General features: G+C 41.5%; 26 protein-coding genes, 1 tRNA gene and 2 riboswitches. Of the genes, 4 read left to right on the top strand and 23 right to left on the bottom strand.

Annotated features, from left to right (window positions below; translation table 11 throughout):
* Window positions 1-36: 36 nt before the first annotated feature.
* Window positions 37-142, bottom strand: a riboswitch (SAM riboswitch).
* A 152-nt stretch (window positions 143-294) separates the two neighbouring features.
* From HUE98_RS00855 to HUE98_RS00840, 4 genes are all read right to left on the bottom strand, one after another.
* Window positions 295-777 carry a hypothetical protein gene (locus HUE98_RS00855; protein WP_241422019.1) on the bottom strand — a complete coding sequence of 161 codons (483 nt, stop codon included), beginning with the start codon at window positions 775-777 and terminating at the stop codon, window positions 295-297.
* A gap of 216 nt (window positions 778-993) precedes the next feature.
* Window positions 994-1,422, bottom strand: a complete 429-nt coding sequence (gene fabZ / locus HUE98_RS00850) for a 3-hydroxyacyl-ACP dehydratase FabZ (RefSeq protein ID WP_241422018.1) — start codon at window positions 1,420-1,422, stop codon at window positions 994-996.
* A 61-nt stretch (window positions 1,423-1,483) separates the two neighbouring features.
* Window positions 1,484-2,242: an ATP-binding protein gene (locus HUE98_RS00845; protein WP_241422017.1), complete on the bottom strand. Its 759-nt coding sequence runs from the start codon at window positions 2,240-2,242 to the stop codon at window positions 1,484-1,486.
* Window positions 2,243-2,335: 93 nt separating this feature from the next.
* A complete protein-coding gene (locus tag HUE98_RS00840) occupies window positions 2,336-3,004 on the bottom strand; it encodes a metal-dependent hydrolase (RefSeq protein WP_241422016.1) in 669 nt (222 codons plus the stop codon).
* 129 nt (window positions 3,005-3,133) lie between these two features.
* On the opposite strand from HUE98_RS00840, the gene HUE98_RS00835 reads away from it, so the two are divergent.
* Together HUE98_RS00835 and HUE98_RS00830 are read left to right on the top strand one after the other, a co-directional pair.
* Window positions 3,134-4,015 (top strand): AAA family ATPase, encoded by an 882-nt coding sequence (locus tag HUE98_RS00835; protein ID WP_241422015.1) that lies wholly within the window; start codon window positions 3,134-3,136, stop codon window positions 4,013-4,015.
* A 14-nt stretch (window positions 4,016-4,029) separates the two neighbouring features.
* On the top strand, window positions 4,030-5,370 hold the full coding sequence (locus HUE98_RS00830) for a vWA domain-containing protein (RefSeq protein ID WP_241422014.1): 1,341 nt from the start codon (window positions 4,030-4,032) through the stop codon (window positions 5,368-5,370).
* Between the two features lie 80 nt (window positions 5,371-5,450).
* Here HUE98_RS00830 and HUE98_RS00825 read toward each other — a convergent pair whose 3' ends face one another.
* The 18 genes from HUE98_RS00825 to HUE98_RS00740 all read right to left on the bottom strand — a co-directional run bounded on the left by HUE98_RS00825 (window position 5,451) and on the right by HUE98_RS00740 (window position 23,036).
* Entirely contained in the window at window positions 5,451-5,615 is a 165-nt protein-coding gene (locus HUE98_RS00825; RefSeq protein WP_241422013.1) for a hypothetical protein, read from the bottom strand.
* Window positions 5,616-5,853: 238 nt separating this feature from the next.
* Window positions 5,854-5,929, bottom strand: a tRNA-Thr gene (locus tag HUE98_RS00820).
* 128 nt (window positions 5,930-6,057) lie between these two features.
* Window positions 6,058-6,822, bottom strand: coding sequence for a UPF0280 family protein (locus HUE98_RS00815; protein WP_241422012.1), 765 nt, complete (start codon window positions 6,820-6,822; stop codon window positions 6,058-6,060).
* Between the two features lie 11 nt (window positions 6,823-6,833).
* A complete protein-coding gene (locus tag HUE98_RS00810) occupies window positions 6,834-7,241 on the bottom strand; it encodes a 4Fe-4S binding protein (protein ID WP_241422011.1) in 408 nt (135 codons plus the stop codon).
* Window positions 7,235-8,455, bottom strand: coding sequence for a homocysteine biosynthesis protein (locus HUE98_RS00805; protein ID WP_241422010.1), 1,221 nt, complete (start codon window positions 8,453-8,455; stop codon window positions 7,235-7,237). Before HUE98_RS00805 ends, HUE98_RS00810 begins: the two co-directional genes overlap by 7 nt.
* A 111-nt stretch (window positions 8,456-8,566) precedes the next feature.
* A riboswitch (SAM riboswitch) is annotated at window positions 8,567-8,684 on the bottom strand.
* 238 nt (window positions 8,685-8,922) lie between these two features.
* Entirely contained in the window at window positions 8,923-9,795 is an 873-nt protein-coding gene (locus HUE98_RS00800) for a glycine betaine ABC transporter substrate-binding protein (RefSeq protein ID WP_241422009.1), read from the bottom strand.
* 266 nt (window positions 9,796-10,061) lie between these two features.
* A complete protein-coding gene (locus HUE98_RS00795; protein ID WP_407080286.1) occupies window positions 10,062-10,931 on the bottom strand; it encodes an IS3 family transposase in 870 nt (289 codons plus the stop codon).
* A gap of 29 nt (window positions 10,932-10,960) precedes the next feature.
* Entirely contained in the window at window positions 10,961-11,248 is a 288-nt protein-coding gene (locus HUE98_RS00790) for a transposase (RefSeq protein WP_241420515.1), read from the bottom strand.
* Window positions 11,249-11,461: 213 nt separating this feature from the next.
* Window positions 11,462-12,313 (bottom strand): ABC transporter permease, encoded by an 852-nt coding sequence (locus HUE98_RS00785; RefSeq protein WP_241422008.1) that lies wholly within the window; start codon window positions 12,311-12,313, stop codon window positions 11,462-11,464.
* The gene (locus tag HUE98_RS00780) at window positions 12,314-13,498 is read right to left on the bottom strand and encodes a quaternary amine ABC transporter ATP-binding protein (RefSeq protein ID WP_241422007.1); all 1,185 of its coding nucleotides are present in this window, start codon (window positions 13,496-13,498) and stop codon (window positions 12,314-12,316) included.
* A gap of 368 nt (window positions 13,499-13,866) precedes the next feature.
* The gene (locus HUE98_RS00775; protein ID WP_241422006.1) at window positions 13,867-14,802 is read right to left on the bottom strand and encodes a nitrilase-related carbon-nitrogen hydrolase; all 936 of its coding nucleotides are present in this window, start codon (window positions 14,800-14,802) and stop codon (window positions 13,867-13,869) included.
* 120 nt (window positions 14,803-14,922) lie between these two features.
* Window positions 14,923-16,380 (bottom strand): asparagine synthase-related protein, encoded by a 1,458-nt coding sequence (locus tag HUE98_RS00770; RefSeq protein WP_241422005.1) that lies wholly within the window; start codon window positions 16,378-16,380, stop codon window positions 14,923-14,925.
* A gap of 140 nt (window positions 16,381-16,520) precedes the next feature.
* Window positions 16,521-17,984, bottom strand: coding sequence for a trimethylamine methyltransferase family protein (locus HUE98_RS00765; RefSeq protein ID WP_241422004.1), 1,464 nt, complete (start codon window positions 17,982-17,984; stop codon window positions 16,521-16,523).
* Complete coding sequence (locus tag HUE98_RS00760; protein ID WP_241422003.1) at window positions 17,981-18,664, bottom strand: cobalamin-dependent protein; 684 nt, start codon at window positions 18,662-18,664, stop codon at window positions 17,981-17,983. The genes HUE98_RS00765 and HUE98_RS00760 overlap by 4 nt, the downstream gene beginning before the upstream one ends.
* A complete protein-coding gene (locus HUE98_RS00755) occupies window positions 18,657-20,198 on the bottom strand; it encodes a trimethylamine methyltransferase family protein (protein ID WP_241422002.1) in 1,542 nt (513 codons plus the stop codon). Before HUE98_RS00755 ends, HUE98_RS00760 begins: the two co-directional genes overlap by 8 nt.
* A 2-nt stretch (window positions 20,199-20,200) precedes the next feature.
* On the bottom strand, window positions 20,201-21,025 hold the full coding sequence (locus HUE98_RS00750) for a dihydropteroate synthase (RefSeq protein WP_241422001.1): 825 nt from the start codon (window positions 21,023-21,025) through the stop codon (window positions 20,201-20,203).
* A 30-nt stretch (window positions 21,026-21,055) separates the two neighbouring features.
* Entirely contained in the window at window positions 21,056-22,462 is a 1,407-nt protein-coding gene (locus HUE98_RS00745) for a trimethylamine methyltransferase family protein (RefSeq protein WP_241422000.1), read from the bottom strand.
* Window positions 22,463-22,496: 34 nt separating this feature from the next.
* Window positions 22,497-23,036, bottom strand: coding sequence for a hypothetical protein (locus HUE98_RS00740; RefSeq protein ID WP_241421999.1), 540 nt, complete (start codon window positions 23,034-23,036; stop codon window positions 22,497-22,499).
* A gap of 417 nt (window positions 23,037-23,453) precedes the next feature.
* On the opposite strand from HUE98_RS00740, the gene HUE98_RS00735 reads away from it, so the two are divergent.
* Together HUE98_RS00735 and HUE98_RS00730 are read left to right on the top strand one after the other, a co-directional pair.
* A complete protein-coding gene (locus HUE98_RS00735; RefSeq protein ID WP_241421998.1) occupies window positions 23,454-23,915 on the top strand; it encodes a helix-turn-helix domain-containing protein in 462 nt (153 codons plus the stop codon).
* A 316-nt stretch (window positions 23,916-24,231) separates the two neighbouring features.
* Entirely contained in the window at window positions 24,232-24,870 is a 639-nt protein-coding gene (locus HUE98_RS00730) for a class I SAM-dependent methyltransferase (RefSeq protein ID WP_241421997.1), read from the top strand.
* Window positions 24,871-24,916: 46 nt separating this feature from the next.
* Here the strand turns inward: HUE98_RS00730 and HUE98_RS00725 are convergent, their stop codons facing one another.
* Window positions 24,917-26,467: a peptide chain release factor 3 gene (locus HUE98_RS00725; protein WP_241421996.1), complete on the bottom strand. Its 1,551-nt coding sequence runs from the start codon at window positions 26,465-26,467 to the stop codon at window positions 24,917-24,919.
* Window positions 26,468-26,709: the final 242 nt, after the last annotated feature.

The following is a 26,709-nucleotide window of genomic DNA, read 5'->3' as shown; positions in this document are numbered from 1 at the left end:
ACCTCTTTAAAAGAGGTTTGTATGATAATACAAGCCCCCTTATCTACCAGGAATATAATCCTGCGGGAATTGGCACCGCTGACTAAAAAAGTCCGGTTGCCGGGTTTCTTCGGGCCCGTCCCTCCACCTCTCTTGATAAGAGTATAAAATTTTGCTTAAACGGTCTTAAACCATCATATAATAAATATTTTACCCTGTCAAAAAATTTTTTACTCTTCTTCATTTCTATATATAAAAAAAAACACCTTTGACAGGTGTTAATCTCAAAAAATAATATATATAATATTATTGCCTCTAAACGTTAATAGAATCTATGGTAGAATTGGGACTTTCATTTCTCATCATAAATACAAAAATAGGCCCTAAAAATGGCAGAACAACACTGAGAACCGTTTTTAAGACCGCATTATCGCTATACTTATCAAACAAAAGGTAAAGAGAATATAACAATATCACCATACTGGCCAAGGATATAAGCCATCCTATCAAAGGTATTGTCCCCAAAATCGCAGGCGCCACAGCAGCAACCACTAAAGCCACAGGAACATTTGGCACTTCAAAATTCCCAAATCGCATTTCTTCAATAATTTGACCCAAAATATAAAACTGCAGTATGGGAACCCAGGCAAACCATGGATTTTCCAAACCTTTATTGTTGGCCATTGTGTAAAGTCCCATGGCTAATAAGACGTAGCAGATAAGACCAATTACAGCAAATACAAATAAAAAAGCTCCCAGTCCTAATAAAAAGGATAATAATAAAGCCTCTTCATTCATCTTTCCTTCCTCCTTACAAAATATTTTTTTTTAAAAATAAAAAATGAATCTTTAAACAAATTATACTCCTGTTACCTTACTATCCTTTACCCCCTCCCTTTTATAAATTTTAAATAAATTTACTCTTTTAATATATGGTTATTTTACTATAAAATGAGGCAAATTTGTTAAATAAAAAAAATTTTTTACTTCTATAAAATTAGCCTATATCAATCCTTATGCCTGGGCTATTGCAAAAATAAGCTCCCCCGAGACAACCAAATTATCACCTACATATGCCCTACCTTCCCCTTTTCCGATGGAAGCTCGAATTTTCTTTAGCTCCACTTCAATCCTTAGCTGATCCCCGGGAAACACCTGTCTTTTAAAACGCACTCCATTTATCCCGGCAAACAAGGCCAGTTTTCCTTTTTTGTCTTCCATGGAAAGCAGAGCCACTGTACCTACCTGAGCCATAGCTTCCACTATCAACACCCCGGGCATAACGGGATAGTCAGGAAAATGTCCAACAAAAAAAGGTTCATTAATGCTAACATTTTTTAACCCCACCGCTTTTACACCGGGCTCTAATTTTAGTATTTGATCCACCAAAAGAAAGGGAGGACGATGAGGAATAATTTTTTGAATCTCTACGCTGTTTAACAAAATAAACCGCTCCTTTCAAATAAAAAGCCCTAAACTTTCGTTCAGGGCTGCCTTCTAAGGTTTATATATTCAGCCTGTCTAACATCTCTTTTACAGCCAAATAAGCAGGAGAATCTCCCGGGAGGTCAAAAAGCGGATTGCCCTTAAGGTCATATTCCGATACCCTGGGATCCATGGGGATCTTTCCCACCAGGGTTAAACCGGTTTTTTCAATCTCTTCCTGCAGGGATTCCACATCTCCCTCATTCATTATCCTGCCAACCACCAGCCCCATCTGATTGACATCTAAATTCACAGACTTTACAATGTCATGAACCCTGCCGGCAGAGCGGATACCCCGGGCTGAAGAGTCACTGGTTACCAGCAGAGTATCTATATCACTCATAATCCTGCGGCTTATATGTTCCAGTCCGGCTTCGTTGTCCATTACCACATAATCATAGTTATCCCTGAGGTTTTCCAGGTGTTTCCGCAAAAGATCGCTGGGGAAACAGTAACACCCGGGTCCCTGGGGGTTTCCCATGACAATTAAATCATAATGCTTTGTCTCTACCATGGCCGAGTGAAGACGGTATTCCACGAAGATATCCTTAGTCATTCCCTCTGGAACCTTTTTGGGGTCCTTAATATCTGCCAGGATATCACTAATGGGGTTAATCCCCTCCAGTCCCAGAGCTTCATTAAGGTTTGCATTGGCATCGGCGTCCACAGCCAAAATAGATTTACCTGGTCTTTCTTCAATTATGTATCTGATTATAAGTGCCGACAGAGTAGTTTTTCCTGTGCCGCCTTTCCCTGCTACGGCAATTTGTTTTGGCATTATTTTATATCCCCTTTCCATTAGGTAAATACAACCACATTCATTATATTAAACAAAAATAAAAAAAGCAAATGATGGAAACTTTTAGATATTTTAAAGGGTATGGGACTCCCCCGGTGCCAGGATAATGCATTGTGCCGGGGTCTTTTCCTCAACCTTTTTCTTAAATTCATTAGGGTCACACTGAATTACCGGGTAAGTATTATAGTGCATAGGAATAACCTGTTTAGGTTTAATAAATTCTACTGCCAGGGCAGCATCGGAAATTCCCATGGTATAGTTATCTCCGATAGGCACCAGGGCCAGATCTATATCCTCCAGCTCCCCCATAAGCTTCATATCGCCAAACAGACAGGTGTCTCCAGTATGATAAATCACATGATCGAAAAACTTAACAATAAAGCCGCAGGCGTGTCCCCCTGGAATGCCCGAGCTATGAAAAGCAGGGGTTACCCAAACAAAACCAAATTCAAATTTATGCTTACCCCCCAGGTTCATGGCATGAGCCCGGTATTTCCTGGCCTCACAGATTTTAGCCAGTTCAAAGGTAGATATTACCATGGAATTATGAGCTCTGGCTATCTTGAAGGTGTCCCCTAAATGATCCACATGCCAGTGCGTAAGCAGTATATAATCTGCTTTCACCTCATCGGACTTGACCGGTGAAAGAGGATTATCATCCAAAAAGGGATCAAATATCAGTGAAGTTTCCTGGTTTTCCAATAAAAAACAGGCATGACCGTAAAAGGTAATTTTGGTCAATAGATGAACCTCCTTTATTTTACTATTATAACATATTCGAACTCAAAATCAATGCAGCCTTTGCAGTCATTTTAATGATATAGTATAATTAGCATTATTACATGAGAATGGTGAAAGGATGTGTCCTCCGTGGAAATTACTATGGAAAACATAAGAAATGGATTTGAGGAAGTTGGATACATAAGTGACCCCGAAGTTATCGTAACAGTATATCTTGCCCTTAAGCTGCAGAAACCCATACTAATTGAGGGGGAACCTGGGGTAGGGAAAACTGAATTGGGGAAAGTGCTGAGCCAGATTTTTCATACAGACTTGATTCGGCTTCAGTGCTATGAAGGCCTGGATGAAAACAAAGCCCTCTACGAGTGGAACTACCAAAAACAGCTGTTAAAAATACAGATTATGAAAGAAACCCCATCCTGCGACCATGTTGAAGACGACCTTTTCTCCCGGGAATACCTGCTGGAGCGTCCTTTATTAAAGGCCATTCAGTCAGAAAAAAAACCCGTCTTATTAATTGATGAAGTGGACAAAACAGATGAAGAGTTTGAAGCGTTTCTCTTTGAACTCCTTTCAGATTTTCAAGTTTCAGTCCCCGAACTGGGGACCCTGATAGCTGAAAAAATTCCAATGGTTGTTTTGACCAGCAACAATGAACGGGAACTTTCCGACGGTTTAAAACGCCGCTGTATATACCTTTTTTTAGACTTTCCCACGGTGGAACGGGAAGTTGCCATCATTAAAGCTAAGGTCCCGGAAATAACCGATAAACTAACCCGGCAGATTGCTAAAGCTGTTAATTTAATACGTCAAAACACAGAAATAAAAAAGAAACCCTCCATAGCCGAAACCCTGGACTGGGCCAGAGCTCTCCTAACTTTAAATGAAGACGGCCTCAGCGAAAAAGTAGTTAAGCAGACCATAAACATCCTTTTGAAAACCAAAACGGATATTGAATCCTTCAACAAACAGATTGGGGCGGCGGCCCTGGATGAGTTCGCCCGTTCTTAAAGGCAGGTGTTAAAATGGATAAAACCTTAGAGGCAAATATTGTAAGATTTACCCATCTACTGCGTCTAACGGGTATTAAAGTAGGCAGCGGAGAAGTCATTGACGCTCTAAATGCCCTGACATTTATTGATTTTTCCGACCGAGAACAGTTTAAAATAGCCCTGCGGTCAATTTTAGTCAAAAGAAAAGGGGAAAGAGACATCTTTGACCACACCTTTGACCTCTATTTTGCGCCTCTGGAGGAACGGGAAAGACAGCAGATTGAGCACCAGATGAGGCAGAAACAAAAACAACAGCAGATTGAAGAGGCCGAACAGGATCTTACTTTTGAAGAAGAAAAGCTTGAGCTGTCAGAAGAAGAAAAATATCTATACAGCCAGATGGATCAAGAGGACAAAAGTAAAATTAAAGAATATATAAAAAAGGCAGAGGAGGGCAAATCCCGAATCTGGGAGCCCACTGTTAAATCCTTGATTGAGAATGTAGTTAAAGGGGCTTTAAGAAAATGGCTGCACTCCCACCAAGATCAGGTGGACCTGAAAGATAGGGTATCCACAGGAGATGAGCAGCTGGATTATATTCTGGAGGATTTAGACCATTCTGCTCCTAGCAGAGACGAATCATTGATGTATGAAGATATGCAGCATATCAAAGATAAAGACCTCCCCAAAGCTAACCTGCTTATCCGACGCCTGGCTAAACACCTGGTTACTCGAATCAGCCGAAGATACAAGCGCAGCAGAAGGCACCAGCTCCTGGACTTAAGAAGGACAATCCGGGATAATATCCGTTACGGCGGAACAATGTTCAAACTAAAATACCGAAGCAAAAGGATCCAAAAACCCAAACTGATTCTCATATGCGATGTATCCGGTTCAATGGCTCGTTATGCTTCCCTGGTACTACAGTTTATCTACGGTATACATTCGGTGCTGGGGCAAATCGAAAGCTTTATATTTTCCGATGACCTGGAAAAAATCAGCCATCATTTTCATCCCGGCAGCGATTTTAACCAGTTGATGGTAGACATTATGAATGAGAGCAGAATTTGGGGAGGTGGAACCCGACTTCATAAGTCCCTGAGCACCCTACGAACAAATTATTCCACACTGTTAACCTCCGATGCCTATATTATTATTCTCAGCGATACAAAGACTGAAGCCATTGACGATACTCTGCAGGAGCTCCAGGCCATTAAAAAATCCGTAAAAGATATACTTTGGTTGAATACTCTGCCGGAGCAAGAATGGGAAAAATCAAAGAGCACCAAAACTTTTCAGGCCCTAATTAAAATGTATCCATGCAACACCTTAAACGATATAGAAAAAATAACCCACAGTAAAATTTTTAACTAATGAAATATAAAAAGGGGCTGCCGCCAAATGTTAAGATTTAGTGGCAGCCCCTTTCTTCTACCTATATATTTATGAAACTCCTATTTTTCTAAGTAATCTCCCTGGCTTTTTAAAGATTCGATTACCTCGTCAATTTCTATAATCTTTTCCAGAAGTTCCTCTCTGTTCTCTTCCCCTGTGGCTAATAAATCATCCAACATCTGATCCCTTTCCATTGTCAGGTTATCTATAACCTCTTGAGTCATTTTCATTTCCTCCTTTATTTTGTACTACTTAATATCTTGCCCAAACCATTTAAAATAATACATCTATGCCAAAAAAGTTGTCATGGGTTGTCAAGGGGACAGTTCTTCCGGCAATCCATTCATTATCTTGATTGTAAAAAATTTGTTTGTCAAAAGAACCGTCCCCTACAATTTGCACTTTACTCGTCATATAAAAATAGACATAGAATATTTTCTATGTCTGAAAACTTTTATTTTTTGGAGCCGGCAAGAGGACTTGAACCCCCAACATGCTGATTACGATTCAGCTGCTCTACCTATTGAGCTATGCCGGCCCATTTGCAGTACATATTATATTATGAAAAACTCTATTTTGCAAGCAGAAGTGACATCTGATGAGTTAGATAGTTTCCCCATTGTTTTCCTTTAATACATCTTGTTTAAGTTTATTTATCATCTAATCTTATGTCATAGTTCCGTTACTTTTTGGTGAAACAATTTTAATTTTTCCCCAGAGACCCAGCTTATCCCCTTTTATAATTAATACTCCTTTTACCCCGGTAATTTCTTTAGCTTTTTCGATGGTTTTTTCAATGTCTTCTTCCTCTTTTACCTGATTTGCCAGGGCAGTAGCTGCTGCGTCTGCCAAAGGGACAGAGGGAGATACCACCACCACAGCATCTGCCCTTCCTAAGCTCAGAGAGGGGCCAATCACTCCCGAGGAAGTACATACCCCCATGGGAGTATCACCCGGCTTAATCTCCAGGGCTAACCGGCAGCTGAAGGGGGAATGACTGCCACACAGAACAGAGATCTTTCTTTTCTTTTTAACTTTTAAAAATAAATCTCCCCCGTTTTCAACAATCACCTCTTGCACATGGGGCATTAATTCCCTACCCACAACTTCCGCAAAAGCCCCTGCCACAGAAGCCATGGGGCCCACTCCTGCAGTATTAGCCGCCCGGGCCATCATCAGAGCTATGGCCGGAGCCTGAGCAGAAATAAGGTATGGCACCAAAGAGGTTTTAAAATCCTTCTCCCGGTCAATGAAACTCTCTAATTCCTGCCGATGATGCCAGAGAGTGCTTTCCACCCTATGAATCAAATCCCCGTTAAAACTACCTGAATCCACCAGCACAAACAGATCTGTTTCCTTAACGGTTATCTGAAAAGAAGACAAATCTCCCTTGTGATTGATATTCCTGTAAGAACGAATATCGTAAGACATGCTAATTCTCCTTAATAATGCTCCTCCACAGCCCTTACCGGACAGGCCTTTAGACAGTGGCCACAGGCAATGCATTTTTCTCCATCAAACTTAACGGTCATCTCAGGTCTGATCATTTCCAGGGCTGAGGTAGGGCAAATTACAGTACAGGCCCCACAATGGGTGCAGCTGTCAGAATTCCAGACAATCTGCTGTTCCAGCGGCTTGGCTTTAACTCCTCTAGCCTGCAAAAAATTAATTCCGGACTCATAATCATTTTTTTCCCCTGCAAGTTCCAGCACCAGCATCCCTTGTTTTCTTGGATTAATATTTGCCTTGAGAACGTTGATAATTAAGTTATAATCTTTAACCAGATTATACAAGAAAGGCTGTTCAACTACAGTGGCAGGAAATAACAGTACAATTTTGTGCTTTACCACTTAATCTCCTCCCCCTTAGTGCGAATTGTTATGGGATTCAATTTCTTCCCGGAATCAATTGAGGGCAGTTTTTCCACCGGTTCCGCAATTAAGAAATTTCCTTCTGTTATCCAGGCCTTTAATATCTCTGCAATTTCCTTGGCTTTAGAGTAACTGGATAAGGGAGCGGTGGGAATCTCTTTTCCATCAATATTAATCATACCAGACTTTAACTGTGCATAAGTCACTTCTCCCAAAGGGCCCCTTTTCCCATAGGAATACCCCTCACTGTACTCTACTACCGGAGCAAAAATATCTTCGTCTTTAACTGCTGTGTTTTTTAGAATTTCCTCATTCAATATAGGAATAGGTACTCCAATACCCACCATCAAGGAAACTCCATATCCTAAAAAGCTTACCCCCCTAATCCACTGGGAATCCATTTGTTTCATATCTCCCATAACAGAGAGCGTACCGGAAGGCCCCTTGGGAACACCGTTTTCATCTCTGGCCGCACAAGGGTTATGCTGTGTTCCATGCCAGGAAACATAACCGATACCTCCGCCCAGGAAAATCCGGGTCCCAATACCTGTTGTACGGTAAAGGGGATCATTAAACAGTGGGCTTAGCTGACCCGAGGTGCTGTAATTGGCATTCCCCAGCTTTGGTTTCAAAATACCCATGTAAGTATATATAGTCTTATCAGATGAATTCACGGCCACATTATAATTCTGATAAGCATTACGGACGTTAAACATTAAAGCTTCATTCATATCCTCAAGCTTCATATAGGTCTCAAGCTTCTTGCGGGGATAACAATCTGTTCCATAGCCATAGGCCTCTAAAAAAACTTCCTTGCCGGCAATAAGATCCTCGATAACATGTCCTCCACCGTAATTAAACTCTCCCGGGTAATTTTGATTAGCCGAGTCTGTTTTTGGTATCTCCGTTGCCCCCAGATATGCGTCAACAGCAGCAATTCCTGCATATGCACTGACACCGTTCAAATAAACTTCAGACATTCTTATTCGGGGCATGGGGTGGCACAGGTTCAAAAAGGCCCCGGAGGAACACATAGGGCCGAATGTCCCCGTAGTGACTACATCTACTTCCCGGGCAGCCTCTTCTAATCCTTTTTCTTCTACCACAGAAATGATTTCCTCCGCTGTCATAACAACAGCTTCGCCCTTTCTAATTTTTTCGTTAATCTCTTCATACGTTTTGTTAACCTTCAAATAAACCCCTCCCTCTTTAGATTTCTCCCCTTATATCAAACTGTAAATCCGCCAATCATTAAAAAAACCTTTCCAAAAGATGGAAGGTTAATGGTGGCTTCAGCATTACACCTCTCATCTTCCAGAAACTTTCATTCTGCTGGATTTAGCACCGTACCAATCAATTTAGGTCAGTCGGCCGGTTGCCGGGTTTCACGGGGCCAGTCCCTCCACCTGCTCTGGATAAGAGTTTTTATGAAAATCATTTTTATAATACAACGTAAAAATATCTTAACACGGGTCCCTTATCCTGTCAAGAAGCAAAACCCTGTAGAAGATTCATTAACACCTGACCTGCATTGAAACAATGCGCTGCGGCACTAACCCCGTACACAGTTAAGGGAACTGCTGGTGAAGCAGTTCCCTTAACTGTGTTAGTTATTATTCAAGCCATTGTCCTAATTTTTCATTCTTTTATTTTGGTTATTTTAGGGAAGCCAATTCTGGACTACATCCTGATTATTATCAACCCAGATTCTAGCATTACCTTCAGGAGTTCCACCCTCCATGTTCATCTCTAAAACTTCTCCGATTTGAGCGGCGGTCCAATTAAAGTTCTCCAGTATCGCATACACTTCAGGCATATCTTCTTCCAGTCCCAGACGGGCTACGGAGGCAATATACTCTTCGCCACCGAGAGCTTCTTTGGGGTCTTCTAACGCTTTCAGATCCCATGCAGCAAATTTCCAGTGGGGTTCCCAACCGACTACTACAATCCATTCCTCACGAGAAATAGCATCCTGCAGGGCTGCAACCATTAAAGCATCGCTGCCTTCTACTAACTCAGCATTCAAACCATATTCTAAAATAGCAGTTTCAGAAAGTCCCATTACTCCTGCGCCGGGATCAATTCCGATAATTTGTCCGCCAAGTTTATCCAGATTGTCATTAATATCTTCAATGGAATCCATGTCTACATAAGTCGGAACAAACCAGCCTAAGCGGGCGCCTACATAGTTGGTAGCCACTTCATCAATACCATCTTCGTATTCTGATACATATTCACCATGAGTTATGGGCAGCCAGGCGGTAGTAATGAAATCACCATCTCCGGAAGCCAGCCCACTATACATTAAAGGACCGGAAACGGAAGTTACTGAAACATTATAACCCAGATCCTCCAATACTGTTTTAACTACATAGGTGCTGGCCGTAGCACATTCCCATTCAACATATAGGATTTCTACGTCACCCTTGTCTTCTACTACTCCTCCATTGTCCTCAACATCCTCAACATCATCACCATTACCATTACCAGCTGCATCTTCTCCATTGCAACCCGATAGGCTGAAAATAAGCATTCTGGAGTTGTCAAATTTGGGTTAGCCCCAAAACTCGTAATTTTTGGATTCGTTAATAAATGGATTCCTTTTGGAAATACTATTTACGGCTCTTATCTACAGGCAGAATAGTGCTCTGCTGGAGAGCAACACGAGCGGCCTGTAGAGTTCTGCCAGGGATAGCCAGGGGAATCGTTTAATAAACCCTGGTTGTCTTCTTTTCTATCCCTGGGAGAACCAAAGCGAAAAAACTCCGGGGGTTCGGGGGCAGAGCCCCTGAATACTGTTTACCCTGCCTGGGATAAGTTTTCCTGATAATAGAGCGAACGCTTGACCAAGGGTGGGTAGCCTCCATTTGTAGTGTAAATTCTTTTTCGGTTGTAGTAGATTTCAATAAATCTAAATATGATGCTTTTGACGGTTTCCATTTTCATGGTTTCAGTTTTAAATTTGTAGATGCTTTCTTTTTTCAGTGTGGCAAAAAAAGACTCCATCCGTGCGTTGTCAAAGCATTTACCTGTGTTGCTCATGCTTTGTATTGCTCCATATCGGGCAAGGGTTTGACGGAAAAGTGTGCTAGTGTATTGACTCCCCCTGTCTGAATGGAAAATCATACCATATGCCTGATGTTTTTTGACACCGGCTGTAAAAGCTTCGACGCAAAGCTCAGCGCGCATGTGATTAGCCATTTTTAGTCCGACAATGCTTCCATCAAAACAGTCCATTACGGCGGCTACATAAAGCTTACCGTCAGCCGTTGGAATTTCTGTAATGTCACTCAGCCATTTTTCATTAGGTGATTCAGCTGTAAAGTCTTGCTGGATCAGGTTTTCACTAGCTTGTGCAGCAAGATCAGCCTTGGTTATCCCCTTGCTGTGACGTTTTTTCTTCAGCATTAGATGGTGTTTTTTACAGAGCGCGAGGATTAGATAATAACTGCCCTTATAGTCCTGAAAAAGTTGTAAATGCAGATATATCCTATACGCTCCATAGTCCGGGTTGTCTGCACGAATTTGAAGAATCTTTGCCAAAAGAGCATCATATTTGTAGGGCCTGGACTGTCTTTTTAACCACTTATAAAATCCGTTTTCACTAACCCCTAATACCTCGCACATGGTCTTTATGCTGTGCTTAGATTTTCCTTGGGTTTTTTCCAGGCATATCCACTTAAACAGTTCTCGTGCAGCTACTTCTTTTGGCTCATTGCGAAAAAAGCCAGGGCTCTTTTCAAAATATCATTGGTTGCTTCAAGTTCCTTGAGTTGTTTTTCTAATGCTCTGATTTCAGCGGTTTTTGGATCTACACGCTTATGACCACTGCCGACAATAGCCATATTTCCATAACGATTTGCATTGCTTCGCCATGTGTAAAGAGTAGTGACTGGAATTCCCAGCTTTTCAGCAGCTACTGTCGGACCTACTTCACCGGACAGCTTAATGGCTTCTTCTTTAAATTCTTTATCATATACTCGCATCTGGACACCTCTTTCTTTTTGGGTTATTATTTCCAGAATTACGAGTTTTGTTACTTAACTAAAATGATACCACTCCATTCCTGCCAACAGGATCACCACAAGAGATAACCACTTCTTCTTGCCAAACATAAACATTTAAACCCTCCTCTTTTTTTAAATACCTTTTTGGTATTTTGACGCCTATTTATCACCTGCTTAAAATCCCTGGGTTACTTAACTGCTTGAATTAGTTTTTCTAACTCTTTGAGTAACCCGATCCAGGACAATGGCTACCACCACTACAGCCAGGCCGCTTTCAAAACCGCCCCCTATATCCAGCCTCTGAATAGAGCGCCATACTGCTCCTCCCAGCCCCCCTGCTCCAATCATGGCAGCAATAACTACCATGGATAGAGAGAGCATAATACACTGGTTAACCCCTGCCATAATGGTGGGCAGAGCTAAAGGAAGCTGTACTTTAACCAGTTTTTGCCACTCTGTAGAGCCGAAAGCTTCGGATGCTTCCACCAACTCCCGGGGAACCTGCTGAATACCTAGACCGGTTAACCTTATTACCGGGGGCATGGAAAAAATTACTGTAGCCATAACTGCCGGGACAGCTCCCAGCCTGAAGAAAAATATTACCGGAATCAAATACACAAAAGCCGGCATAGTCTGCATAAGATCCAATATGGGCCAAACTATTTGGTGAACCAGCTCTTTGCGAGCTGCAACAATACCTACCGGAAGTCCAATAACAATGGATAAGGTAGCGGCCAAAAGAACCATGGCAAGAGTTTCCATAGAAGCTGCCCACAAACCCATGTTATAAATAAGAACCAGCCCAAAAAAGGAAAACAATCCCACTGAACGGTTGCTCATACGCCAGGCAATTACGCTGAAAAATATTATCAGCAAAAGAGGTGGAATCAACATCAACCCATCGTTAAAACTGTTGATAGCAGACCTTAGTATTGTTGCCAGAGCCCTGGTAAAATCTCCAACATGAAATAAGAGCCAATTAATAAAAGTATCGATCCAATCTCCTAAAGGAACTCTGGGAATCAGGTCAAGGGGATTATACATTTATACAGCCTCCTTAACGAGTGCTGACAAAATAGCTCCTCTTATAATGATGCCCAGCAATTTTTTTTCATCGTCTAATACGGCTATGGGAATGGCTGCCGCAGCCGATATTTCAAACAGCTCATTGAGTGTGGTTTCGGGGGATACTTTGGCTGAGTTATTTTTAATAATCCCAGTTAATTCCTTTTCCCCACGCTCAGCAGCTTTAGCAGCATCCTCTGCCGTAACATAACCCAAAAGCTGGCGAGCCCTGTTTACCACAAAAAGGCTGTTTATACACTGCTCCTTCATCTTTCGCAGCGCTACCCTGGGGCCATCTTTAGGAAAAGCCACGCTCTTGGGGTGAATCATAACCCCTTCGGCGGTCAGGACTTTTGATAAATCAACATCCTCCACAAATTTGGCCACATACTCGTCGGCAGGGTTGGTAAGAATCAATTCAGGGGGATCAATCTGGACCACCTCCCCGTCCTTCATTAATGCCACCCTATCACCTATCTTCAATGCTTCATCCAGGTCATGGGTTATAAATACAATGGTTTTGTTCATTTTCTGCTGAAGATCCAACAATTCGTCCTGCATCTCCCGTCGAATCAAGGGATCCAGCGCACTGAAAGCCTCATCCATAAGAAGAATTTCTGGATTTACTGCTAAAGCCCGGGCCAGACCAACCCTCTGCTGCATACCTCCGCTCAATTGTTCCGGATAATTTGTTTCCCACCCTTTTAGACCCACCAACTCCAATGCCTTTTGAGCCCTATCGGCCTTATCAGAATTACTGGCGTTCTGTATTTCCAAACCGTACGCAGTATTTTCAAGAATATTTCGGTGTGGAAAGAGAGCAAACTGCTGGAAGACCATAGCCTGCTTATTCCGGCGAAACAAACGAAGTTCATTTTCGTTCATGGCTGTAACTTCATCATCCCCCACAAATATCTTGCCTCTAGTAGGTTCAATCAAACGGTTAAGACACCGAATTAGCGTGGACTTTCCGCTGCCGGAAAGCCCCATTACCACAAAAGTTTCTCCTTCTTCAATTTCAAAACTTACATCCTTTATGCCCACAGCTTGTCCAGTTTTATTTAATATTTCATCCTTTGGAATACCCTGGTCCATCAATGCTAAAGCTTTAGTAGGGTTATTGCCAAATATTTTAGTAAGATGTTTTACCGAAATTTTAGCCATGATTCCTCCTCAAGTATGAAAATAATTGCCTCACATAATAACTGTACCTTAAACAAAGAGGTGGGTCAAACGACTCATTACAAAACAATTTGGAGCATATATCCTGCTAAAAGAGCATATGCCACATATAATATTCTAAGAATAAGTATGAATGGCTCTTCCTTACTCTCCCTTGATTTCGATGATTTTTTATGAAAATAGCCTTAATTCCCCATTAAGAAGCGTAAAATGAGAAAGTTGACTATTTTAACCTGCTCTTAAAATCGTTCATAGTAAAAAGGCCCAGCAAAATCTGCTGAGCCTCAATTCTTAGTCCTACTTTTTTTAATATCCCTACCCTACCCTACCCTTTGGCCCCTGCCACAACATCAGAGTGTTTGTCTGCCTGGATTTGGCTTATATAGTATACGGGACAGCTCACGACAGGTGAAATAGGGATCATCATTTTTAACATAAGGCAGTAAAATCTTTTTTTGACGCAATAACTCTCGGGAGATATTGGCTTCTATTTCATCGGTTTTGTAAAGCTGAGCCTTGCTTATAGTTTTACCAAAAGGATTTACTATTTCGCTGCCGCCCCAAAAACGATAAGAGGAGTCCGTTTCCTCTGTGGAGGAATTGTCAGTCTTACCCGGAGAACAAACTGGTAAATCATTGCTGCACCGGCCGTCTATGAACTCTTGCCCCACCCGGTTTGCACAAATGTTATAGATACCAAAAATACGGGAATAAAAAGTGTTTATAATGCCCCAGGTTTCTATGTTGCTAAATTCTGACCCCATAGAACCTTGAGAAGAATTAAGAAGGGTTAAGAAAATATCGGCTTTCTGTGTAATACCCAAGTAAGGCAGAGCTGGGTGCCACATATCATTACAAATAAACACAGAAATATGAAAGCCCATTAACTCGAAGGTACGAATTTGTTTGCCGTTGGCAAAAATTTTACCTTCATCAAAAACACCGTAATTAGGTAAATTTAGTTTTCGATAGGCAAATTCAATATTCCCATCAATCAACACCAGGGCAGAATTATAAAAATTCATTGAGGGTGATTCTTCAATAAATCCAACTACTGCAGCAGTGCCTCTAGAAGCCGCTTTTAAGGTTTGAATCTCCTTTGAGTCCATTCGCAAAGCAGCTTCATGGTAACGATCTCCCACAAAATAGCCGGTTAAGGCTAATTCCGGGAATACCACCAGGTGAGAGCCTTTTTCACGGGCATAATGGATTTTACTAATTATTTCTTCCAGATTGCTCTTTACATCCAACAGCTGCGGTGCCGTTTGACAGACGGTTACTTTCAAGATGCTTCCTCCCCTTTACACAAAAAGGCAATATGTGGATATAGTGCTGTGTTTTTAAAAGTTAGACTATCCAATACTTCGCCAATCTCTTTATAATACCTGCCTACCAGAAGATCCTTCTTATTTAAAGGGATCCCATCGGCCTGTAAGACACTCAAACCCTTTGGGGAAGTGTTTCTGAAAGAGCCTATAAAAATAGAGTTCTTTTGGAGACTGCAGAGATAACCCCCCACAGCTTTTAGGGTTCTCCTTTAGCTCCTTTTCCCCAATGTTGTCCGGAACAATTTTATCTACTTGATCATCTACTCCAACCCCTCGGGAAAATCTTAATTTTGGACGATCCGCAATTTCCTTAGGAAGCATATCTCTAAAAGCCTCCCGAAGAATCCATTTTTCAACTGAAACCTCCCCTTGATAAACCTTAAGCTCCATAGGAATTTTATGGCTCATGGCAACCACCGCTGGATGCAGAAACGGGGCATAGTATTCAATGCTGTTTGACATCCATCCCCGGTCAAGCCTGCGCAGCGCCGTATTATATGAAATATCCAGCAGTTTCCTGCCAATTCTCTCTTTTTCAGCAGGGTCTGAAATATCCTGCAGTTCTCTAAAATATCCACCAAAAAGCTCATCAGCACCTTCTCCTACCAGCACACCGTTTACATGTTCTGAAGCAAGACGAGAGGTATAATAGTTTGCGATAAACCCCACTATACAATCCTCATCGAAGGATTCTAAATACCACACCGCCTCTGGAATGATTGCTTCAATATCTTCCTGAGTTATTCTATAAATATGATGCTCCACCCCAAGGTAATCTGTTAACTGCTTTGCGTACTGCAGATCCTCACCGGGATGTTCATCTAAGGTAGCGGTAAAGGCTTTAAGGTTTTTATCAAACTTATGGGCAATAGCCAATATTATTGAGCTGTCCAACCCCCCACTTAAAGCAATTCCGCCAATATTACCGCTGGAGAGCGCCTGTTCTACCGCCTGAATCAACAGTTCCCTCACTATGCCGACAGCCTCTAAAGGGGTATCCCATTTAGGAAGGGTAAGAGCACAATCATTAAACTGTCTCTGACCCTCTTTTGTTGAAAAATAATGACCTGGAAGCAATTCTTCAACATGATCGGTAAACTGTTTCAGTGCCTTGGCCTCCGAGGCAAAAAACATCTCGCTTTGGGGTGATTCATTATATATCAATGGCCGAGCCCCTACATGGTCCCGGGCAATAATACATTCATTTTCATCCATAACGGCACAGGCGAAACTTCCACTGATTTTAGAAAAAGCTTCTTTCCCATGCTGAATATATTTCTCTCTCAAATAATCAGCGTCTGAAACTCCCTGCCTTTTATCATCACGAATTAGCGTTCCGTCAACCATAACAAATGGCGCTGTTTCTCCACTTATACCAAGAGAGTTTTCTCCAACAAATCCAACACAGCTTCCAGCACAACCTGAAGCTACAGTTTTTATTATGGGCTCACTAACTCCCCGGTGTTTTATTTCTTGAATCATTTGCTCTACTTTTTTTGAAGCTTCAGCACCAACACAACCTGCTATTCCAGCCATATGTTTCCCTCCCAAAATAATCAATTTCTTTTCTTAAATTTCCTTTTGTCATGACTCAAATTCAGAATTTTCTTGTTAATTTAAGCAGTAATTTTTGAGATAGCATTCTAAAAGTTATGCACCCAAACTCTTTTTCTTTTTTAAAGAGTACCAAATGACTCTAACCTCTCCGTAACCTGGGACAAATCCAGGGGGACATCAATTCTGTTCCCTCTGTAAAGATATCCTCCCCTTAAACCTTTACGGGCTTTGGTCATAAAAACCGTGCTGCTTTTAGATTGGGTTACCGCTTTTTCTATAACGGCAAGCTGTTCATTGATATATTCATCACTATAAGGCTCTAGAGGATTTTCAATATGCCGAATACGGGCAGCCAGCTCGGCTTCCATATCTGTATCTACCGGGACACCAAAACAGCTTAGTGCTTCAACCGCAGCATTTAATGCTATATGTGAAATTTCTTGTGTTTGATGTTCTTTAAATTTTTCCTTTACAATCCCCAAAACAATATCATCCATCACATACTGATAGTAAGAAACCGACATAACCTGGTGAAGCATTCCTAAGGCACTGTTAATATAATGGGCACCGGAGGCTATCTCGTAGGTCCAACTTAACACCTTTTCGCTTATCCCCTGTGCACAAGGTACTGCTTCATCCGATACCCCTGCCGTGCCACAACAGGGAAGATTGTAAAAACGACACAGCTGTGCCGCCAGAGCAACACGGCGAATACTCTCTGGTTGGCACCATCTGGGGGATCCGTCCCCATAAAGATTGGAAGTAATCGGTATCCCTCGATACAGCACTGACGCCCCTGGGCGAATGATATTGGCTAACACAAACCCAAACAAAAGTTCTGCGTTCAGCTGCAGCAGTTCTCCCACTTCAGAAAATGGCGCAGTGCTCCCCCCCTGGGGACAGCTGGATATGGCTACCGGAAGATTTTTTTCTAAAAGTGCGATTAACTTATCCCCGGCAGAACTATCCATCACCAGAGGACTGGAAACCAGGCAGTCGATAAAAGAAAGATAAGAGGAATTACCAATAATCTCAAGCACTTCATCTAAACGATCCACCTTGATAAGATTAGCTAGATTCATAGGTTTAGAGCAGTACTCACGAAATATTTTAGCCTTTTCTACATCCATCTGATCTTCCGGGACATCACACTCTACAGGCCGGGTAATAAAATCAACCTGTTTTAGCTGATCACATAGAGCAAGAATCTTTTTTAAATCCTCTGTCCCTGCCGGCCGTCTCTCCCATCCTTGGGAAGTACGATGCACAACATAGAGTGCCTGCCCACCGGTCCCAAACTTCACCTGATTTTTTAAAGCATCAACCGTAAATCCATAGGCCGGATCTGGTGCATCAAATTGAATAACTTTGGCAGTCTCCGCCAGAGCATTTTCCACCATATTTTGAGGTATAAGTACTCTATCCCCTTTACGCTGTGCTCCCCGGGATATGAGCATTTCAGCAATCCCTTCATGGGTAACCTTAACCCCTACTTCTGATAAAAGCCTGCAGGTCCCTATATGAACTGATTGCATTTCAGCAGGAGAAAGCATCTTTATTCTTTGTATATCAGAAATTATCATGATGCCGCCTTCATTTGTTCCAGCTTATGCATGGCATCCATAACATCCCGGCAGTAATGGTCAGCGCCAATTTTTTGTGCAAACTCTTCTGAGGTAGGTGCCCCACCAATGAATACCTTTATATCTGAAAAACCTTCTAACCTGATCAGCTTAACTACCTGCTCCATTTCAATCATAGTGGTAGTTAACAGTGCCGAAAGCCCAACAAAATCCGGTTTAAATTCCCTGATGGCCTTCAAAATATCTGCTGCCGGTACATCTATACCTAAATCCATCACCTGAAATCCTGCCCCTTTGATCATAGTAGCAACAATATTTTTACCTATATCATGCAAATCCCCCTCCACCGTGGCAATAAGGAATTTGCCTTTTTCAGAGCTAGTGCCTGCCTTAAGTTTTGGCTCTATAATATCCATGGCTTCACCCACACATTCAGCACTGGCCAACATGTCGGGAAGGAAATATTCCTCTGTCTCAAACAGGTCTCCTACTTTTTCCATTGCTGTTCCAAAAATTTTCAAAATCTTCTGCGGCTCGATTCCCTCTTCTAAAGCTTTGTCTACTAATTCCAATGTTCCAGGAGTTCCTTCCATAGTTCCATCAAAACCTTCGTCATCAGCATCAAGATGTCCCATTATAATGGCATTCTCCAACGTTTTCAATAGATCGTCATTACTCATTATATAAACCTCCCTTTATTTTATTTAATAATCCAGGTATTTCTTTATAAACCTTTGCAATTGTTTCCTCTGACAAGGTGTTGGAATCATCGACAAGGCAAGCGTCAAGTTTGGCTTGAGCCTGTATAAAAACTTGATCTTCCTCCCCCTTAGAGACAAATTCATAGATATCTGAAACAACCTTGCTTCGAAGCTGCTTTCTAACTCCCCGGGTAAACATCCCTGAACCTTCCGCAGTTTTCATAATTTCCTTTAGAGCTGCTTCAATATGCTGCTCTTCACAGCTGGGAACCCTAAGAATATCCTTCACTAAAGCAATTGAAGCGTTATCCAGGACAGCTTGGAGAGGGGAAAAGATATTTGTACCATCAAGTAGGCCAAAAGCATAATGAATATAGTGGGCCCCCGCAGAGGCTACCCCCTTATAAGAAAAAAGTTTCTCTACCATGGCTTGAATTCCCGGTCGTTTAACGTCACCTACCCCGGCGGAAGAATAACAGGGTATTCCATAAAACCGTGCCATTTGGGCGCATCCCATGGCATAATGGATGAAATTTCCTGTCCCATAGCAGTCTTGAAGTGTATCAAGTCGTGCCCGGGTGGGAACAGATCCATACAAGACCGGTGTTCCAGGATTAGAAAATTGTGCTAAAGCAATTCCTGCCAGGATTTCTGCGTTAATTTGCGTTACTATTCCTTCTTCCTGAATAGGAGCCGTTACCCCCCCTTGAGGAGAAGATGATATCACCATGGGAATTTTCTCCCTCGCAATGGCTATAACTTTTTCAGAGCTGTCAGAGACCATAAAAAGAGGACTTTTTATGGGACACACTATAAAAGACAAGGGAAGATGAGGCTGATCCCCGGCAATAATTTTTGCTAAGGAAATCACCAATGGAAGAGCCTTGGGGTCAGTAAGCCCCCCCTGTACATGCTTGGCAGTATTAAGTAAAGAAGCGAAAAAGACATTTACGTCCTTGTTTTTCGAATCTATTTCCTGATCCTGTATATTTATATTTCTAATAAAAAAATCTGCATGTTCTAGATGGTCTATGAGTCGGGCTGACTCACATAAGGCAGATATGGAACCCGGCTCTTCTTCATATACAGGGTACTGCAGTGTATTCTGGCTGCCTCCAGTGCTAACAAACTGTTCTATTTTTGACCGTAAATATATGTTAGTCTCTGAGCCTGTCCCGAAATAAACACCAGGAACATTTGCATTTAAGTATAAAGTGTTTTGAGGATCTCTTGCACCCAAAATAACCTGGGAGGGCACACGCTTTAGAGCCTTTTTCAACACTTCTTCCGGAAACCGTATATTCCACTGCTTTTGTTTCCCGACTTTACTTTCACTTACCAGGCACCCTGCGCTGTGATATACTCCTGCTGCCTGTTCTCCCGCACATTTAATACCTGTTTCTGACAAAAGTTTCATTGATGCATTATGTATGCTCTTGATCTGTGTCTGAGTTAACCGTTCAACCGGCTGAACATACAGAGGTTTTCTATACGTAGGTTTTTGTTCATCCATAATTATCTCTCCTCTTCCTCAAATAACCCTACCCTTATGGCTCTGGAGAATTTTCTACAGAACTTATCCTTTCCAGCCAGCAGGTTTCCCATGATGACAGACTGTTGAATACTTTTTTGAGTAGGGTCTAAAATCGCTGAATGCAATCCAAAACAAACCGCCGTAGTAAGGAAAGCTCCATTTACAAAAAAGCGCTTTTTCAATCCATGAGAAATATTAGTTAGGCCCAGGGTGGTCTTTACCTGAGGGAAAAGCTCATTAATCCTCTCAATGGTCTTAAAAGTAACTAAAGCCTGATTGGTATCTGTTGCAATAGGAATCACCAGAGGGTCAAAAAAGATAAGTTCTTCAGACAATCCTCTTTTTCTCACTTCATTCAGGATTGCTTCACAGATGGCCAACCTTTTATCAGTTTCAGGAGGTATACCCTTCTTATCCATAGCCAGAGCTATGAGGGGAACCTGGTATTTAGAAGCAAGTTCAATGATTTCCATAGACCGGCTGGACAGTTCACCATTAATGGAATTAAGCATCCACGGCCTTCGATCATCTAAATGTTTTGCCGCAGCTTGTAGAATTTCAGGGCCTGCTGCATCCAATACAAGATTCTTCTCCGTGCACTCTAAAGCTATATCAATCAACCAGCACAGATCATCCTTTTCCTGCTGTATTACTCCAGAACCCGTCCCGGCATTCAGATCAATATAATGTGCTCCTGCCATATCCTGCATGACTATCTCATCTTTTATGGTAACCGTATCCTTTTGCTGAATAGCCGTTCTGATACGCTTTCTTGTTGCATTCACACGTTCTCCTATAATAATCATATTTACTCCTTTCAAAGCCTTTACTTTCCACTATTTTTTGAGTTTTTCTTTCACTAATAAGTACCTCTTTGGTTTTTCTTTAAGGATACCGGTGACTATCTCATGAGCCCTCTGATCAGCTGTCATATGCCCTTCTGAAATCCATAATGAACGTTCCTGACGGTCACTGAGGGTAGGCTGATAATGTTCAGACCGCATGAATTTCCGGGTACTTCTGCTGGTTAAGAAGTTGCCGCCGGGTCCAGTCTCTTTGATCTCATCAAGACAAAGGGTTTCCTCAGATACATCAATGCCCTTAATAGCCTGTTTAACCATACCGATAATTTCATTATCAATCACCAGCTTCTCCAAGCTTACTGTAAAAGCAAACTCCATAAGGCCCGCAGCATCATGTATAAAATCAGCTCCCGCTAAACCTACAAGCATGTTGGTTATTGCAGATTCGTACCCACATTGAGCATCCAGTGTCTTTGAGTCACTAATCCCCGCAGTTGAATAATAGGGAATACCATAGTAATGGGTCATCTGTGCCGTTGCAGCATTAATTAACCCACTTTCTACAGGAGCACCTAAATAACTCATAGACCTCATATCCATGGAGGAAGCAACACATCCATATATTACCGGTGTCCCTGGATTTACCAGCTGCGTTAACATAACATTGATCAAAGCATCACAATTTTGGATTACAAGGGTTCCGGCTAATGACATGGGTGAAGTGCCACCGCATAAAGGTTCTACAGGCACTGCCAACGGAATACCTTCTTTAGCAACTTGAATCATAAATGTTCCATACTCATTATCCACTCGAAGGGGGCTGATTCCACAGGTTATGATTGATATGAAGGGCCGTTCCCGCAGTGCTTCTGGAGAACCAGCAGCCTCTTCGGCCATACGAATCACATCGTCTATTCCTTGAGATGTGTATACCCCGCCCATAATATGTTTGTTGGTGTAGGTAAGCCCTGCATTAAATCGATGTACGTCAACCTCACTAATATCTAATTCACTGGGATATGTAGGAAGCAGACAGATATCAATGTTATCCATCCTATGCACGATTCTAATCACATTCTCAAGATCCTGCATGCAGGCAGTCCTGCTTTCTTTTTCTCCATAATCTAACATGTTTAAAGCTGTACCACCTGTTCCAAAGTATACTTCCCCCGACCCAAGCCGACAGTCATGTTTCTCCTCTCTTCCATAAAGAGTTACTGTGGAAGGGACTGAAGAAATCAATTCCCTAATAGTTTTTTCCTTTAATTTGATAATTTGATTCTGTTCATCCACAAAATCAGCAACCTCTTTGAAGTATGCAAAAGCTTCCGGCTGATGCACTTCAAATCCAGTTTCCGACAGCACCTCCATGGTTGCCCGGTGGACTTCCTCAATATCTCTCTGCGTCAGGGGCTTATATTGATGTATACGGGTATTCACATTTACATTCCTCCTTTAATGTATTTGGTTTAGATTATCGTCGATATTTACAGGTTTTTTTTTGATCACATTGAAGACATGCATTTCCATGATGATTAACCTGCTCTTGATCTCCAATCCCTATCAATGCCGTTACAGATTTTTTGGGACTCATCAGGTATGAAGGAGAAAGATGGATACCAAGAAGTTTTAGGGGCAGTAGAGAAAAAATTATACTCTGTTGTTCAATAGGCCAATCACAGTGTCCAGGGCTGTAGCGTTTGGTCATTCCTTCCCCCGGCTTACATACCCTCCCAATTTGTTTCTGTCCTCTCTCCATAACTGTTTCCATAACCTTAGAAGCAACCTGGTCAAGCACTACCTTTTCATGCATGCGCATATTTTCTTGCTTCATTGCATCATCTAAATCTCTACCCAAAGTAGCAGCACATAGAACAACATCATTACAATATGAAAGAACATATAAAAGCTTCCGACTTTTCACCGGATATGCTGTGCGAAAAACTGCACAGCCATCCTTCAATTGAATTATAGGAAGCTTTCTCCATATCATATTAGCATTGGCAGTTGCCAAAATAGTTTCAAGGGCAGTGTCTACTTCTTGCTTTGTTCGAAAAGAAATATTGTTTTTTTTTATAATATTTATATACTAATTTTACTGCAGTCTGTAAATCTAATGGTTGGCATAGAAAATTGTTCATAGCTCATACTCCTTGTATAAAGTATATAATACATAGTAATATTGTCAAGGGAGCCTAATTTTTTCCTATGTAAATATCTGGAATGTTGATTCTCGTAAATTTATGGGTTGCGAGAAGAGCTGTCGTAACCTATACATTTTCTCATTTTGTTTCGGAAGTTATGTATTCACAATATGCTAAAAGATGAGGTTATATGCCCAAGATTTTGAAATTGTTTAAATATATACTGGACATATAGGCTCATCCAAATTATGATGTTATCAAACATTTATTTAGGGGAGAGTGACATCATGTCAGCAAAAAAATGGATTGTAAAACTGACATTGGATGAAAGAAAAGAACTTTTGTGCATAGTTAATACAGGCACAGCACCCGCATACAAAATAAAGCATGCCAACATTTTGTTAAAAGCAGACCAGGGAGAGTACGGTGAAAACTGGACAGATGTAACCATTGCAGAGGCATATCATTGTCAGTTTAACACCGTATTTAATGTAAGAAAACGATTTGTTGAAGAGGGTCTGGAAAGAGCGTTGGGTCGAAAAAACAGAAAAAATTATACACGAAAACTCAACGGCCATCAGGAGGCTCAGTTGGCGCTGTTGGCCAGCAGTGTACCACCAGAAGGCTATTCCAAATGGACAATCGTTTTATTAGCCGAAAAAATGGTCCAGTTAGGATTTGTCCAAGACGTATCACCTTCCACAATTCAGCGTACGTTAAAAAAAATGAATTTAAGCCCTATCAGGTAAAGCAGAGGGTTTTTATAAGCTTCAAGAAAGTTTGTGGCAAGGATGGACGACACCTACAAATATATTAGATTTGAACCGCTGGCAGTTATCCTCCATTTAGGTTAGGCAAAAATGACATTTAAGGTAGGCAGTACATGGATTTTTGTGGGATTTGTTTTTACATGCCAAACTTTTTTTAATTTTTTTGGATTTTAAAATTTCTATCCCCTTTTTCTGCTAATAGTGAGTGGTTTCAGGTAACAGTTTTTGCTTCCGAGCCAGGGGACATTAATACCAAAGAATAATTCTTTTTTTAAAAATAGAAGGTGGATTGCCCATGGAATTAAAAAGAAAATGTACATTATGCAGCGCCCAAACCCATTTCTTTTATGAAGAAAAACAAAAGAAGTACTATAAATGCTGCAATTGTTCATCTATACTTTTAGATGCCGGTGCGTACCTGTCCAAAGAAAAAGAAAAGAACCGTTATGAAGAGCACAATAATAATGTGCATGACACAGGATATCAAAATTTTGTTGCACCCATTGTATCTGCTATTCAAAATAAATTTACCAAAGAACATTTAGGGTTAGATTTTGGCGCAGGAACCGGTCCCGTTATATCCAAACTTTTACGGGATAACGGGTTTAACATTAAACTATACGACCCGTTTTTCTGGAACAACCCCACATTACTACAAGACAGATATGACTATATTGCCTGCTGTGAAGTAATAGAACATTTTCAAGCCCCCGCAAAAGAATTTGATTTACTAAGATCCCTTCTAAAACCAAATGGATCTTTATATTGCATGACTGAAATTTACACAGAAGACATTGAATTTAAAAAGTGGTATTATAAAAACGACCCAACCCATGTGTTTTTCTACCATTCAAAAGCTTTCACATGGATTAAGTCGCACTTTAATTTTTCCACAGTAAACATTCAGGACAGACTTGTTCATTTTGCCACCTAACCTCAGAAGAGGTCTTTTAGCGGTTAGAAACTGCTGGGAAGCTCTTCTAATGCATAAAAGGTACAGCGGGGTTTCTGCTTATGGCCCACTCCAATGAAAAATCATTGTCATAAAGAAATACGAGATTACCCTCCTCATCTTTTACTTTGAAGCCTGATAAATTTGATGGGGGTTCTTTCACCCAACGGGCCCGCTGATACGGAAGCCGCTGCATAATCACATCCACACCATACTCTGATTTGAGTCTGTATTGAAAAACCTCAAACTGAAGTTCCCCCACAACGCCCAAAATAATTTCTTCCCTACCAACAGCCTTATAAACCTGAATTGCCCCTTCCTCTGCCAATTGGGACAAGCCCTTATGAAACTGCTTATACTTCATAGCATCACGGGTAGTCACGCTGGAAAAAAGTTCAGGTGAAAATCGGGGCAGCTTTTCAAACTGGAAAGAATTCTCCTGGGACAGTGTGTCTCCAATCTGATAAATGCCAGGGTCATATATGCCAATGATATCTCCCGGATACGCTTCTTCAATAATATTTCGGTCTTGTGCCAGAAACTGTTGTGGTTGGGAAAGACGAATGTTTTTTCCCGTCCGCACATGGCAAACGGTCATACCACGGGAAAATTTGCCCGAACATACTCTTAAGAAAGCGATGCGATCCCGGTGCGCAGGGTTCATGTTGGCCTGGATCTTAAATATAAACCCTGAAAAGTTATTTGACTCTGAATCGATTAGGCCAACACTGCTATTCTTTGGCGCAGGAGGTGCGGACAGCTCAAGAAATTTATAAATAAATGACTGGAGACCAAAACCGTTGATAGCGCTGCCAAAGAACACCGGCGTTAGGGCTCCCTCCTTTATTTTTTCTTCGTCAAAGGGCTCCCCGGCTACATCCAGAAGTTCCATTTCATTACGAAAGGTTTCATAAAGTTCAGCCCCCAATATATGTTTCATTTCATCCTCATCCAAATTTTGCCCAAGAGTTAAGTCGCTCTTTTGTCCTTCTGTATACAGCTCCATAGTTTTTAATCTTCGGTCATAAAGGCCATAATTACCGGAAGTTAGCCTGACTGGCCAGTTGAAAGGGAAAGAACCAATACCCAGAACTTTTTCAATTTCATCCAATAAGTCTAATGGCTCCCTACCTTGGCGGTCCAACTTATTGATAAAGGTGAAAATTGGCATCCCCTGTCTACGGCATACTTCAAACAATTTAACAGTCTGTGGCTCTACTCCTTTTGCCATGTCAATGACCATAAGAGCACTATCCGCAGCCGTCAGAGTACGATATGTGTCCTCACTAAAGTCCTGATGCCCCGGTGTATCCAAGATATTTATCCGATACCCACTGTAAGAAAACTGCAGAACACTGGAGGTAATGGAAATTCCCCGCTGCCTCTCCATCTCCATCCAGTCGGATGCAGCATGTTTCTTTGTCTTTCTTCCCTTAATGGAACCGGCTAGTCGGATAGCCCCCCCCAGATACAATAGTCTCTCCGTTAGAGTTGTCTTTCCGGCATCAGGGTGGGAAATGATAGCAAATGTTCGTCTGCTAGCTATTTCGTTAATAATGCTGTTAATCTGTAAAGTCATGTCTTAAGTCCCTTCTTTTAGCAGTGTCACTGCACGCGCTGATAAAACTCAAAGTAAAAACTAACAAACAATATAATGCTGATATAATTTTATGTAGACTGAAGCCTTCAATCTTAACCTCTAAATTATATCACCTTAGCATGTGGTTTTGTAGTGTAGAAGCATAGACTCTTTTTATAGGAGGATAAGAAAATCATAGGTATCATTATTCAATAGTGAAAAGCGGCATTAAGTGTAAATCT

Origin of the sequence: Candidatus Contubernalis alkalaceticus, from assembly GCF_022558445.1 — a bacterium.
GTDB lineage: Bacteria > Bacillota > Dethiobacteria > SKNC01 > SKNC01 > Contubernalis > Contubernalis alkaliaceticus.
This window is presented reverse-complemented; position numbering and strand designations above follow the sequence as displayed.

Bases quoted from the DNA above. Each gene is read 5' to 3' on its own strand.
- HUE98_RS00855 (WP_241422019.1), bottom strand. From the start codon at position 777: ATGAATGAAGAGGCTTTATTATTATCCTTTTTATTAGGACTGGGAGCT.
- HUE98_RS00845 (WP_241422017.1), bottom strand. From the start codon at position 2,242: ATGCCAAAACAAATTGCCGTAGCAGGGAAAGGCGGCACAGGAAAAACT.
- HUE98_RS00830 (WP_241422014.1), top strand. From the start codon at position 4,030: ATGGATAAAACCTTAGAGGCAAATATTGTAAGATTTACCCATCTACTG.
- HUE98_RS00825 (WP_241422013.1), bottom strand. From the start codon at position 5,615: ATGACTCAAGAGGTTATAGATAACCTGACAATGGAAAGGGATCAGATG.
- HUE98_RS00815 (WP_241422012.1), bottom strand. From the start codon at position 6,822: ATGTCTTACGATATTCGTTCTTACAGGAATATCAATCACAAGGGAGAT.
- HUE98_RS00800 (WP_241422009.1), bottom strand. From the start codon at position 9,795: ATGCTTATTTTCAGCCTATCGGGTTGCAATGGAGAAGATGCAGCTGGT.
- HUE98_RS00790 (WP_241420515.1), bottom strand. From the start codon at position 11,248: ATGCGAGTATATGATAAAGAATTTAAAGAAGAAGCCATTAAGCTGTCC.
- HUE98_RS00785 (WP_241422008.1), bottom strand. From the start codon at position 12,313: ATGTATAATCCCCTTGACCTGATTCCCAGAGTTCCTTTAGGAGATTGG.
- HUE98_RS00780 (WP_241422007.1), bottom strand. From the start codon at position 13,498: ATGGCTAAAATTTCGGTAAAACATCTTACTAAAATATTTGGCAATAAC.
- HUE98_RS00770 (WP_241422005.1), bottom strand. From the start codon at position 16,380: ATGGCTGGAATAGCAGGTTGTGTTGGTGCTGAAGCTTCAAAAAAAGTA.
- HUE98_RS00765 (WP_241422004.1), bottom strand. From the start codon at position 17,984: ATGATAATTTCTGATATACAAAGAATAAAGATGCTTTCTCCTGCTGAA.
- HUE98_RS00760 (WP_241422003.1), bottom strand. From the start codon at position 18,664: ATGAGTAATGACGATCTATTGAAAACGTTGGAGAATGCCATTATAATG.
- HUE98_RS00755 (WP_241422002.1), bottom strand. From the start codon at position 20,198: ATGGATGAACAAAAACCTACGTATAGAAAACCTCTGTATGTTCAGCCG.
- HUE98_RS00750 (WP_241422001.1), bottom strand. From the start codon at position 21,025: ATGATTATTATAGGAGAACGTGTGAATGCAACAAGAAAGCGTATCAGA.
- HUE98_RS00735 (WP_241421998.1), top strand. From the start codon at position 23,454: ATGTCAGCAAAAAAATGGATTGTAAAACTGACATTGGATGAAAGAAAA.
- HUE98_RS00730 (WP_241421997.1), top strand. From the start codon at position 24,232: ATGGAATTAAAAAGAAAATGTACATTATGCAGCGCCCAAACCCATTTC.
- HUE98_RS00725 (WP_241421996.1), bottom strand. From the start codon at position 26,467: ATGACTTTACAGATTAACAGCATTATTAACGAAATAGCTAGCAGACGA.